General features: G+C 43.7%; 16 protein-coding genes and 1 other annotated feature. Of the genes, 6 read left to right on the top strand and 10 right to left on the bottom strand.

The window, feature by feature from the left end; genetic code table 11:
* Nucleotides 1-154 precede the first annotated feature (154 nt).
* Nucleotides 155-372: a binding site (T-box leader), on the top strand.
* A gap of 46 nt (nt 373-418) precedes the next feature.
* Entirely contained in the window at nt 419-1,402 is a 984-nt protein-coding gene (gene trpS / locus HMPREF0083_RS00905) for a tryptophan--tRNA ligase (protein ID WP_021619030.1), read from the top strand.
* A 92-nt stretch (nt 1,403-1,494) separates the two neighbouring features.
* Here trpS and HMPREF0083_RS00900 read toward each other — a convergent pair whose 3' ends face one another.
* The 5 genes from HMPREF0083_RS00900 to HMPREF0083_RS00885 form a co-directional block, all read right to left on the bottom strand.
* A complete protein-coding gene (locus HMPREF0083_RS00900; RefSeq protein ID WP_040301028.1) occupies nt 1,495-2,292 on the bottom strand; it encodes an enoyl-CoA hydratase-related protein in 798 nt (265 codons plus the stop codon).
* 95 nt (nt 2,293-2,387) lie between these two features.
* A complete protein-coding gene (locus HMPREF0083_RS00895) occupies nt 2,388-2,849 on the bottom strand; it encodes a tellurite resistance TerB family protein (RefSeq protein ID WP_167331529.1) in 462 nt (153 codons plus the stop codon).
* A 171-nt stretch (nt 2,850-3,020) separates the two neighbouring features.
* Complete coding sequence (locus HMPREF0083_RS26870) at nt 3,021-3,167, bottom strand: YvrJ family protein (RefSeq protein WP_021619027.1); 147 nt, start codon at nt 3,165-3,167, stop codon at nt 3,021-3,023.
* A gap of 14 nt (nt 3,168-3,181) precedes the next feature.
* Nucleotides 3,182-3,397 (bottom strand): DUF2922 domain-containing protein, encoded by a 216-nt coding sequence (locus HMPREF0083_RS00890; RefSeq protein WP_021619026.1) that lies wholly within the window; start codon nt 3,395-3,397, stop codon nt 3,182-3,184.
* Nucleotides 3,398-3,420: 23 nt separating this feature from the next.
* Complete coding sequence (locus HMPREF0083_RS00885; RefSeq protein ID WP_021619025.1) at nt 3,421-3,648, bottom strand: DUF1659 domain-containing protein; 228 nt, start codon at nt 3,646-3,648, stop codon at nt 3,421-3,423.
* Nucleotides 3,649-3,837: 189 nt separating this feature from the next.
* On the opposite strand from HMPREF0083_RS00885, the gene HMPREF0083_RS00880 reads away from it, so the two are divergent.
* Complete coding sequence (locus HMPREF0083_RS00880; protein WP_021619024.1) at nt 3,838-4,317, top strand: PilZ domain-containing protein; 480 nt, start codon at nt 3,838-3,840, stop codon at nt 4,315-4,317.
* A 170-nt stretch (nt 4,318-4,487) separates the two neighbouring features.
* Here the strand turns inward: HMPREF0083_RS00880 and HMPREF0083_RS00875 are convergent, their stop codons facing one another.
* On the bottom strand, nt 4,488-5,357 hold the full coding sequence (locus tag HMPREF0083_RS00875; RefSeq protein ID WP_021619022.1) for a Rossmann-like and DUF2520 domain-containing protein: 870 nt from the start codon (nt 5,355-5,357) through the stop codon (nt 4,488-4,490).
* Nucleotides 5,358-5,636: 279 nt separating this feature from the next.
* On the opposite strand from HMPREF0083_RS00875, the gene HMPREF0083_RS00870 reads away from it, so the two are divergent.
* Both HMPREF0083_RS00870 and HMPREF0083_RS00865 read left to right on the top strand, forming a co-directional pair.
* Complete coding sequence (locus HMPREF0083_RS00870; RefSeq protein WP_021619021.1) at nt 5,637-6,257, top strand: DUF47 domain-containing protein; 621 nt, start codon at nt 5,637-5,639, stop codon at nt 6,255-6,257.
* Nucleotides 6,258-6,274: 17 nt separating this feature from the next.
* Nucleotides 6,275-7,273 carry an inorganic phosphate transporter gene (locus tag HMPREF0083_RS00865; protein ID WP_021619020.1) on the top strand — a complete coding sequence of 333 codons (999 nt, stop codon included), beginning with the start codon at nt 6,275-6,277 and terminating at the stop codon, nt 7,271-7,273.
* 33 nt (nt 7,274-7,306) lie between these two features.
* Here HMPREF0083_RS00865 and HMPREF0083_RS00860 read toward each other — a convergent pair whose 3' ends face one another.
* Both HMPREF0083_RS00860 and HMPREF0083_RS00855 read right to left on the bottom strand, forming a co-directional pair.
* Complete coding sequence (locus HMPREF0083_RS00860; protein WP_021619019.1) at nt 7,307-7,756, bottom strand: hypothetical protein; 450 nt, start codon at nt 7,754-7,756, stop codon at nt 7,307-7,309.
* A gap of 99 nt (nt 7,757-7,855) precedes the next feature.
* Nucleotides 7,856-9,073 carry a hypothetical protein gene (locus tag HMPREF0083_RS00855; RefSeq protein WP_021619018.1) on the bottom strand — a complete coding sequence of 406 codons (1,218 nt, stop codon included), beginning with the start codon at nt 9,071-9,073 and terminating at the stop codon, nt 7,856-7,858.
* 399 nt (nt 9,074-9,472) lie between these two features.
* On the opposite strand from HMPREF0083_RS00855, the gene HMPREF0083_RS00850 reads away from it, so the two are divergent.
* Nucleotides 9,473-9,877, top strand: a complete 405-nt coding sequence (locus HMPREF0083_RS00850) for a globin domain-containing protein (protein WP_040301052.1) — start codon at nt 9,473-9,475, stop codon at nt 9,875-9,877.
* Between the two features lie 104 nt (nt 9,878-9,981).
* Here the strand turns inward: HMPREF0083_RS00850 and HMPREF0083_RS27755 are convergent, their stop codons facing one another.
* A complete protein-coding gene (locus HMPREF0083_RS27755) occupies nt 9,982-10,131 on the bottom strand; it encodes a hypothetical protein (RefSeq protein WP_021619016.1) in 150 nt (49 codons plus the stop codon).
* A 105-nt stretch (nt 10,132-10,236) separates the two neighbouring features.
* On the opposite strand from HMPREF0083_RS27755, the gene HMPREF0083_RS27750 reads away from it, so the two are divergent.
* Nucleotides 10,237-10,392 carry a hypothetical protein gene (locus tag HMPREF0083_RS27750; protein WP_021619015.1) on the top strand — a complete coding sequence of 52 codons (156 nt, stop codon included), beginning with the start codon at nt 10,237-10,239 and terminating at the stop codon, nt 10,390-10,392.
* Between the two features lie 12 nt (nt 10,393-10,404).
* Here HMPREF0083_RS27750 and HMPREF0083_RS26045 read toward each other — a convergent pair whose 3' ends face one another.
* A complete protein-coding gene (locus HMPREF0083_RS26045; RefSeq protein WP_051354490.1) occupies nt 10,405-11,151 on the bottom strand; it encodes a lytic transglycosylase domain-containing protein in 747 nt (248 codons plus the stop codon).
* Nucleotides 11,152-11,282 lie beyond the last annotated feature (131 nt).

Here is an 11,282-nt window from a genome sequence, read left to right as displayed (position 1 = left end):
CTTTCTTCTGCCGGAGCGCAGGGCGTATCCAACCGCTTCTTTTTTCCGAATTTCCTCCCTCCAACCACGTGATCATGTCAAACTATTGAGTGTAACTTATATAGCACTTGAAATCTAAGGCTATTTTGTATTATTATTATTTCCAATTCAATTAATAAAAGCAATGACAAAGAAGAGTAGGCAGATCGAGACGTTACAGAGAGCCGGGGAAGCTGGAATCCCGGTACGTACTCCCTGACTGAATGGACTTTTGAGCTCCCTGTCGAACGTACATATTAGTAGACAGTGGCGGACTTCCCTCCGTTATACGGGAAATAAGCGAACCGACGATTACGGTTAATTAGGGTGGCACCACGGTCCCTCGTCCCTTGCGGATGGGGGATTTTTTTATTTTACATATGAAGGAGTGTATTTTCGAATGAAACAAATTTTTTCCGGCGTACAGCCGAGCGGTAACTTTACGCTAGGAAACTACATCGGGGCAATGAAACGGTTTGTTGATTTACAGGACGAGGGAAATTGTATTTACTCTATCGTCAACCTGCATTCGTTAACTGTACCGAAGGAAGCCAGCGAACTTCGTGAGTATACGTTACAATTAGCCGCCATGTACTTGAGTATTGGTATTGATCCGAAGAAGTCCATTTTGTTTATCCAATCGCAAGTGCCTGAACATACTGAACTCGGTTGGCTAATGCAATGCACAGGCTATATCGGCGAACTGGAACGGATGACCCAGTACAAAGATAAATCCGAAGGCAAAGAGGTCGTAACCGGTGGTCTTTTGACATATCCCGCATTAATGGCAGCCGATATTTTACTCTACAATGCAACACATGTTCCAGTAGGCGAGGATCAGAAGCAGCATCTTGAATTCACACGGGATATGGCGGCTCGCTTCAATAAGAAGTATGGGGAAACATTCGTCATTCCTGAGCCTATGATTCAAGAGTTCGGAGGACGCATCATGTCGCTCGACGATCCGACAAAAAAAATGAGCAAAAGCAGCCCCAACGCAGGCAGCTATATTGCGCTGCTTGACGAGCCAGGTGTAATTGTAAAGAAAATTAAACGTGCTGTTACCGATTCAGAAGGCACTGTACGCTACGATAAAGAAAACAAACCGGCTGTTAGCAATTTGTTAACGATTTACTCCGCTTGCTCTGGGGAGTCGATCGATGCAATTGTAGCTCGCTATGAAGGAAAAGGATATGGGGATTTCAAAAAGGATTTGGCTGAAGTAGTAGTTGATGCTCTTACACCAATCCAGGAAGCATACAAAAACTGGATTAATAGTCCCGAACTTACAACTATCCTAAAAGACGGTGCCGAACGCGCACATGCGATAGCTTCTGCAACAATGGACAAAGTCCGCAAAAACATGGGCCTTGTAACATTTTAAATAAAAGACGCATGAGGATTGCTGCTTGCCCTTTTTTCTCAAAGCAAATGCGCCGACTTTTATAAAAGTTGGCGCATTTTCCAGATTATGATTTATTCTCCTTTAAATTCGGGTTTACGTTTTTCACTAAAAGCGTTAAGCGCCTCTACACGATCTTTTGTCGGAATAATTACTTCATACGCTTTTGTTTCAATCTTCATGCCGGTCTTTATATCGACTTCCATACCATAATTAATCGCATACTTAGCTTGGATGACAGCAAGTGGACCATTTTGCATAATTTCTTCCGCCAACTCTCGGCACTTTGAAAGCAATTGCTCTTGTGTTGTTACCCCGTTTAGAATGCCCAATTTTTCTGCTGTGACAGCATCGATTTTACGTGCAGTCAGAATCAGCTCTTTCGCCTTTCCCTTGCCAATTAAGCGAGGCAAGCGTTGCGTGCCCCCAGCGCCGGGGATAATAGCCCAGCTAACCTCTGTCATACCAAACTTTGCCGAATCGGCCGCATAGCGAAAATCGCAGGCTAGTGCCATCTCGAATCCGCCACCGAAACAGAAGCCGTTCACCGCTGCAATTGTTGGCTGCGGCAATTCCTCTACCATATCGAATACGGAGCGAATTTTATGAATGAACCTGCGCACTTGCGCCTCGCTCATTGTTCGCCTTTCTTTCAAATCTGCACCCGTGCTGAAGGACTTCTCTCCGGCACCAGTGAATATAACAGCCCGAATCTCCCTGTCGAAGCGAATTTGTTCGAGCGTATTTTCCAACTGTACTAGCATATCGTAATCAAAGCAATTCAGCGCAGCCGGACGATTCAATGTCACAAATGCCAGATGCCCTTCTTTTTCGAATAATACGTGAGTCTTTGTCGCTACTTCATTACTCATACATTCGCCTCCCACTTCTTTGCAATACGCAAGCGTAATGCTCTCTTGCAGTATCAATTCTACGAATGTATGCGTTTTCCTGCCGTACAAAAGGTTTAGTACGTAATATTTTTGTCTTTTACGGGGCTTTCGCTCCCCGCGATGCTATCCCAGCGTCTAAGCCAAGAAATACCTTCCATTACCCAGGATTCAACTTGTTCTATCTTGCTTCTTGCAATGTCAAGCGCATGCCCAATTGTATAAATAACCGAAATCTCTTCCTTCGCTATATCTTTATCAAGGGCTGCAAGCTTAAACATTTTACGAAGAAGCACCATTTTTTCTGGAACGCTTAAATATGGACTCACTTCCCGGGCCAGAACTTCCGGATCCTTCGCATTCTCTAAATCGTCATGGAACACCTGACGCTCCCGTACCGTGAAAATATCAAGGTTAACTTGATGAAAAATCCGCTCCATCTCTTCATCATCCAAATACCCGTCTGCTTGTGCCACACAAATGAGCAATCGAATCTCATATAATTTCGGATGAGCTGCCGCATCCGTTGCTTCTTTCATGTAAACAATACTCCCTTCATGAAAACGCTTTATTTTCATTATATCATTTCCACCTGCGCTAAATCGTTATGAAAATCGTAACGTTTATACAAAATTTATATGTTCTTGCTTAAATATACGTACAAAAACAAAAACGGTTTCACTCTTTTAAAGTGAAACCGCCCTTTTAACTCATTCCTTTACGGAATGGATAGATTGCGCAAGCTGGGCAATAGATGTCGTCAACTGTTCAAGCTTCGCTTCGATCCGAACAAGTAAGTACAGTGTAATGGCAACCGGAAACCCTACATTCGAGATAAAAGCTATCCACTCACTCATGTAACCTTTTCCCCTTACGTAACAGAAACAAGAGTCGCTGTCTGGTCGACTATACGCGCCGATTTCTTACCTATAACCTTTCCTGTCATTGTAGTAAAAATTTGCCTGGCAATCACAAGATCCATGAAGGCAATCACCTGAGCCGGATCAACAGGAGATTTCGGATTCGAAACCGCAATACGCATGGTACCACCATCGCTCGTCACAAATGTCATCTCCAATGTTTTCATGCTTATCTGTCCCCCTTTTTTATCTACTCTTGTGCTGCCAAATCATTTACAATCAAATGCTGTACGCCTGCAAGAGACTTCATTTGCAAATCGGATAAAGCTTTGGCAGCCTCATACACATCTTCAGACTTGGCCGTCGCTGCTACATTTTTGTATACTTTTTTTTCCAGCTTCATATTACCTTTCGCATCTACGCCATCCTGAAACAAAAGCACCATTTGTACGCTAGATACCGTTCCTGTTACCGCCATAACGTTCACCTCCTCGCCTCCAGCACGTTATGCCTTTCTACTTTATAATTCCGGCACTTTAGTAAAAATCGGGACAGGGCAATTCATAAAAAAACAAAAAATATAATAATCCAAAAGTATGATATATATTGCGCCTTAAGATGTATAAAATTAAAGAAAAGATTCCACAAAAAGGGAAGGAAATATACTATGGAACAAGATAAACGACAGCATTTTAGGCAAACGTTTCACAAACCTCTATGCGCTGAGATGACTATCGTTCGAATCAAAGGCAATCAAGTCGATACAAAGCGTACAAAAACATGCATTCTTGACATCGGTCCCGGCGGCTTGCGTTTTTTAACCAACCTCAAAATTCCGGTAAATCCTTATATTGTATTGGAATTTCAAACGCGCATTTTGGACCGTAACCTTAGCTTTCACGGACACATTGTCAGAAAAGTGGAGGGAAGAGATGAATTCCATGAATATGGCGTGAAATTCGTTCTGGAAGAAACCGAACGGATGGAGCTTACCATGCTCTTGAACGCACTGGCAATCCGAATGCGGCGTTATGTGAAGCCTGCCTCCTGCCAATTCTGTACACTAGATGATCACAAACAATGTTTACGTGGCTTCGACGTTCCTCCTAATCCCCCCGATCAGCCTCATCCTTTCGCTTCAGTATAATCGATTCATCCTCAAAAAAAAGAGGGCTGCTGCCCCCTTCCATTCATTTTTACTCATATTCACTTTATTAACGATTAAAACGCTGTATAAATCCTCTTTTAGCTGTAGGTACAGAAAGCGAGCTCGGCAACACGCCACCCGGCTCTCGTACAGCAAAACCGGAAAACGAATTATTCAAGTAATTTGTTAAGCTGACAAATAACGTTCCCGTCCCGTAATTGTTCGCGTTTAGCTGTTGCAAGCGTAAGCTTTCCCAGTTCCTTATAGAAGGATACAAGCTCCGGGTTCATTTTATCCAGTGCCTGTAGATGCATAGCAACAGTCCCAACATCTCCTCGTACCACCGGGCCGGTTAGTGCGCGTGCCGCCCCTTTATCTAATACATTGCATACAGTCGTCTTAATGAGTGGAGAAAGCGCGCTCAAGGATTTCTCCTCATCCATGCCGGTCTTCATCATCAATTCAACCGCGTAGCCGATAACCCCTGCCAAGCTATTGGATGCAACGCTCGCAGCGGCATGATAGAGCGGTTTGTATTCTGCATCCAACACAAAATATGTATGACCTAGGTTCTTCACCCACTTGCTTAAACACACTACTGCTTCGTTGTCTCCTTCTACGCCGAATACAGCTTCTTCCATCGCCCGGGCACCCGATATACCATCCGCAAAAGATTGAAGCGGATGTAAGGAAGCTACCAGCGCTCCCTTGTTCGCAAGCGGTGCCAACAGGGCAGATGTAGCAGCTCCGCTCATATGAAACACTACCTTTCCTTTTATATGTGCTTCGCTCCCGGCAATGGTCTCGGCAATTTGTGCAATGGCACCGTCATTTGCTGCAATCGCTACCCAATCACTACGTTCCAGCAGCTCCTCTAGGGTACAGAATGCCTGAACCTCTCCTCCCAGCAAATCAGCTGCATCTTTTGCGTGGGCGTATGTGCGGCTATAATATCCAGCTACCTGTATCTCTCGGCGCATAAGATAAAGTCCAAACGCCGTTCCCAGCCTGCCCGCACCGATAAAACCAATGGATTTCATATTTTATCTCCCTTATGCATGTTTTTTCGCTTTCGTATGAAAATAGTATGAAGCAGGCCTGTGCAAAAAACAAACCATTCGCGTCATTTCCCGCTGAGCCGGGTATTGTTCATTATATGGTAATAAAGGAATGACGGATAGTTTGTAAAGTTTGTGTAAATTTTATAAGTGCACCATTGTCTTTCAGTAAAAATTTAATTAAGATTTCAATGTTCGACATGATTTGCTAAAATAAAGTTTGTATGAAAAAACTTTTGAAACTTTTGGAGGTATTGTTGCATGATTTTCTCGGCAAAACGAGACGTATTCCTGGAGATGCTTTCCACCATCGCGGAAAACGTAAAAGAAGCCGCTCAGTATTTCGTTGACTTTAAAATTAAAAACGAAGCGGATTTAAAAGAATTTTCCACAAAGATGAAAGAATACGAAACAAAAGGCGATCGGTACATTCACGAAATCATCGTGGCACTGAATAAAACGTTCATTACCCCTCTTGAACGTGAAGATATTCTGGAACTGGCGAATGCGATGGATGATATTCTTGACGGAATGGAACAATGCGCTTCCCGTTTCGAAATGTACAATATTACTAAAGCGGACGACTATATGATTCAATTCACCGAACATATCCTCAAAAGCACAGAAGAAGTAGCAAAATCCGCTAAGCTACTCAATAAAAAGAAACTGATGGATATTCGACCTCATGCCATCAAGATTAACGATTTGGAATCATTATGCGACGACTTATTACGGATTTGCATTAAGGAACTTTTCAAGAACGAAAAAGATCCAATTAAAATTATTCAATATAAAGAGCTGTACGAAATCTTCGAAAGCATTTCGGACAGCTGTGAGGATGTAGCCGATACCCTCGAAACGATCATCATGCGTAACGCGTAAGGAGAGGCTCTTTTTTTATGGATACAACTTTGATGCTTATTATAGCGATTGTATTTCTCGCGCTGGCGTTCGATTTTATTAACGGTTTTCATGACACGGCCAACGCAATTGCGACATCGGTATCCACGCGTGCGCTATCGCCGCGGGTAGCCATTGTCATGGCGGCTACAATGAATTTCATCGGTGCGATTACATTCACCGGAGTTGCCAAAACGATAACAAATGGCATCGTGGATCCGTTTGCGATCGAAAACGGCTCAATTGTCGTGCTCGCCGCCCTAATTTCTGCGATTGCCTGGAACTTGATTACCTGGTGGTACGGAATTCCCAGTAGCTCTTCACACGCGCTCATTGGTTCAATTGCAGGCGCAGCAATTATGGCGGCTGGTTTTGACTCACTTAACTATACCGGCTTCATTAAAATTATTGAATCTTTAATTATCTCACCGTTTATTGCGCTGGCTCTCGGTTTTATTATGATGTCATTGTTTGCCATGATCTTTAAAAATTTTAACCTTACTAGGACAAACCGTGGCTTTCGAACATTTCAAATTTTCACGGCTGCTCTCCAGTCGTATTCACACGGAACGAACGATGCACAAAAAGCAATGGGTATTATTACACTGGCTTTAATCGCTGGCGGCTTCCAAACATCTACTGATATTCCTACATGGGTACGTATTAGCGCTGCGCTTGCGATGGGTATTGGTACATCAGTTGGCGGCTGGAAAATCATCAAAACAGTCGGGGGCAAAATCATGAAGCTACAACCGGTGAACGGTGCGGCTGCGGATTTATCCTCTTCGCTCATTATTTTTGGAGCTACACTTATCCATCTTCCTGTAAGTACAACACATGTTGTATCTTCTTCTATCATGGGGGTAGGAGCTGCCAAGCGTGTAAAAGGGGTAAAATGGGGCGTGGCACGCCGGATTGTGGTTACATGGGTCATTACATTGCCGATTTCAGCAGTGCTCGCCAGTATAATATATAAGATCCTTACGCTATTTATGTAAATAAAAATCCCAGCGGACATTCCGCCGGGATTTTTATTTATGCCATCTGTATATTTGAACTTTTATATTACCCAGTCCCTCCACGGCATGCACGACCATAACAGCCAATTTCGCATCATTGGATTTGTCCTGTATTTGTTTAACTACAAGAAACAAATCCTGGTACAAATATGAAAAATCGACATGTTGTCGCGGGTACTTTTGCTTGAGTTTCTGATCAATATCTTTCAGCTTTTTTCCTGTTGCAAGCAAATTCTGAACCAGTTGAGCACTTACCTGCGGCGTTAACTTGTAGGTGGCCTGATACTCCACAATATCTTTATACAGTGTCGCCAGCTGTTCAATTGTCTCTTCACCGTGCAATGCACGAAACTCCTCAAGATAATTGTCGGCGCTATGTTGCTGATATTTAATAAATCCAAGATACAACACCGCAAGAACGAGCGTATATAGCAGCAATTTTTTACCGAGCTTCTTTTTCAATGCAACCCCCTCCGCTCTTTTCCCTTCCGTACATGTTATTCTTGTCCTACCCTGTTTTATGTCATAAAAAATCCGAAGCGTTCATCGCTTCGGATCGGGCTAGAAAAACAATTCTTTTTCCCACTGTTTCATCTGTTGGTCCAATGTGGCTCGATGTACTTTATGATGCTGGATTTTCTCCTTGTGCTTCTCCACTTCCTGCTCCAGTTGATAGCGCCAGCGGCGGATCTCTTGAATTTTACTATCACAGTCATGAATTTGCTTAATCCGGTCCATATAATAGACAGGCAGATGGATAATGTTCTTCTTCATAGCTACCATTTCGTCGACCAGTTTAGCGGTAAGTCGTCTAGTTTCCCGCTCAGCCTGAGCATCGCTAATACTCGTATCAATCCGGTTCCATAAGCTTCGCAGCAACCCCTCTTCTCCTTCTTCGGCTTCCTCTGCTTCCGTCCGACGCTCCTGAAGTTCAGCAATCCGGTTAAGCACTGTTTTAGCCTTGCCCTCAAAAATACCATCAAACTTGTATATATCATGCGGCAGACGGTGGATAATTGCTGTTTTAATATTCTCCTTTTCATCAGCCATCTGATCAAGCTGCCGCTGCAGCACTTTCATATTCCCTGTCTTTTGCTCCAGCAATCGTTCCTCTAACTCAATGGCATATGTATGTTCCTTCATCTTCACCTGCAAATGATCATATATTCCTTTTTTCTCCTGCCAATATTTCAGGAAGCTTCGAATACGCCCCTCAACCTCTTGTTCTGCTACTTCTTCGTTCCACAAAAACATCGCATAAATAACGAACGGCAGCATTCTTTCACGCAAGCGTTGCGCGGAAAAAGCAGACAGCGTTTTACCGGAAGGTTCAAACAACCGCTGCATATATGAAGCAAGACTTTGCGCCTCAGGCCGAAGCGATTGTTTATGCTCTTCATCTGCTATGCGTATATTCTCAATTTTGTCGCCTTCGTACACAAGCAAATCCAGCAATGTCTCTCCCTGAAATTCTTTCTCTATTTTCGTAAGTATGGTAATAGCGTGACTGATAATCAATCCTGTATTCTCAATCAAATCCTCTTTCGTTATGTACATCATTTTTTCGTTGTGGGCGGTTTGATTTAAACGAATCAGCAGCTTAAGCAACAATTCATTTCTGGACCAGCCACTAGCGCGAGCCGCCTCCCTCTCTAACGTTAAGCTTAGCTTGCCTGATAACAGTTCAAGAATGTTACTTTTATCAAGCAGCGCAAACAACAATCGGGCAGCCGAATCAGGCAATGTCATAAGGGTATTGACGAATGCTTGTTTTTCCATGAATATACTCTCCTCTTATTTTAACGGGTATGTATGTCTTAAATGTACCACAATAAATTAATCCCGCTTGATTTTATTCACATTTTTGTCACATTCGACAAAAATAGAAGCACACTTTATAAAAAAGCACCAATCGTTTGACAAACTTCACAGGAAAAACGTGGGATAATAAAGGTGTTGTAACCACTCCTCTATTTTTATCCCTGTGCGATATGCCAGGGATACTTTTTTGCCCTTGAATAAAATGTCTTCCACTATATCCTCCTGTCAAGAAGGATAAAATCATGTATAATAAGAAAAACTCGCAGCATTTTTCAAGTGATACGATTCGGAAGAAAGTCATATTGCTTTCTTATATATTGAAAAAAGCACACCTTTTGGAGGAATGTACGAGCAATGATGTCACAAATCCCATACGAGGCCATAGGAGGCGAGAAAACGCTCCGTAAACTGGTGGCCGCATTTTATTCACGCGTAGCAAAAGACCCATTACTCAGTCCGATTTTCCCTGAAGATTTGGCGCTGACCGAACAAAAGCAGTTCATGTTTTTAACTCAGTTCTTGGGTGGAGAAGCGCTGTACAGCAATGCATACGGCCATCCAATGATGCGGGCGCGTCATATGAAGTTTCAAGTTACGCCAAAGCGTGCGGAACGTTGGCTTGCATTAATGAAAGAAGCAATGGATGAAATCGGAATGGAAGGTCCAGCACGCCAGTATATGTACGAACGTCTAATCCAGGTGGCACATCATATGGTCAACACACCGGACGACGAAACAACTGAACACCTCGCTTCTTTATAGGAAAAAAACGGAGTAGAACCATTGTTCACTCCGTTTTTTGCGTATCATACCTGCTTTCTGGAATTGCTCCATACATCCGCCGCTTTGATAATATCTTCTTTATATCAGGTCAACAGCCTTTGGAAATAAGGGCCAGGGACACCGGAGCCGATGGATATGCCATCTCCAAACTGAAGACCTCTCTCTTCAATCGACAGCACAGGTTCATCAAGTCCGATAAAACGATCGTTGAAATAAGCAAGATTTCGGCTCATTCTCTCCCACCTTCTGTATATGAATCTGTTTTAACATAGGTAACGTTCATTGCTTTTCCGAGTTTTGGACATACTATACCTATCTTGTACCTGGAGGAAGTACTCATGAATACAATGAATATGGCGGCGCTAATTGTTGGCATAGCTGCAGTCGTTACACTCGGCTATTACCTAATCCCCGTGTTCAGCCCGTCCCTGGCGGAACGGCTAAAAATTGCGGAAACGGAAAAGGCCCCTTCCGATTCTGAAACAGAACGGTAAGGAGCCTATGTTTCACACAAGCATGGCAGTAATTTTACGCACATAGTTCTGCGTTTCTTTGAATGGTGGAATACCGCCATATTTTTTCACATTGCCTGGGCCTGCATTATAGGCGGCCAGTGATAGCTCGACATTGCCATTATAGCGGTCCAGAAGCGACTTCAAATATCGTGTACCACCGTCAACATTCTCTTCGATATCGAATGGATTCTTCACTCCAAGCGACGCAGCCGTACCGGGCATTAATTGCATAAGTCCCATAGCTCCGGCACTGGAACGAACCATCGGATTAAAACCGCTCTCCTGATGAATAACAGCGCGCAGCAATTTCTCTGGTACTCCATATCGCTCAGCAGCACGGGCAACTGCGCCGTCAATGCCAGCTCGTCCTGACGTCATAGGCGATACAGCCTGTGCATATGGGTTTACTGGCGTAGCGATTTTGCGTGCCGTAAACGCGGCCGGAAGCGACGAGGACGACATTTTTTGAGAGCCCTCTATCGTTTGACCAACGTCTGCCGCTACACGCGAGGATGCTGCCATCAGTCCCATCAGCCAATCTGATGTTGATTGCTGCCGATTCGGATCAATTGCCAAAGACACCGCCTCATCCTTAACCGCTGCCGCCAGCATGTCCGCAAATGCAACGGATTGCCCGCCCAACATCTCCTGACCCAGCTTCTGTCTTAGCTTTGGGTTTTTCTCCGCCATCGACAGGATAATACTATCAGAAAACCAATTTGGTGAGGCCACTTCCATTCTTGTATTCCCCTCCCGTATCATTCCATTTCCCTACTTCATTTTACCTCTTTTTCCCCTGGCAAAAAAGATATATTTTAGCAAAGTAGATATTTTACACCACGCCTGTTGATTATCCATAAGGTGGAAGA

It is taken from the genome of Aneurinibacillus aneurinilyticus ATCC 12856 (genome assembly GCF_000466385.1).
Lineage (GTDB): Bacteria > Bacillota > Bacilli > Aneurinibacillales > Aneurinibacillaceae > Aneurinibacillus > Aneurinibacillus aneurinilyticus.
This window is presented reverse-complemented; position numbering and strand designations above follow the sequence as displayed.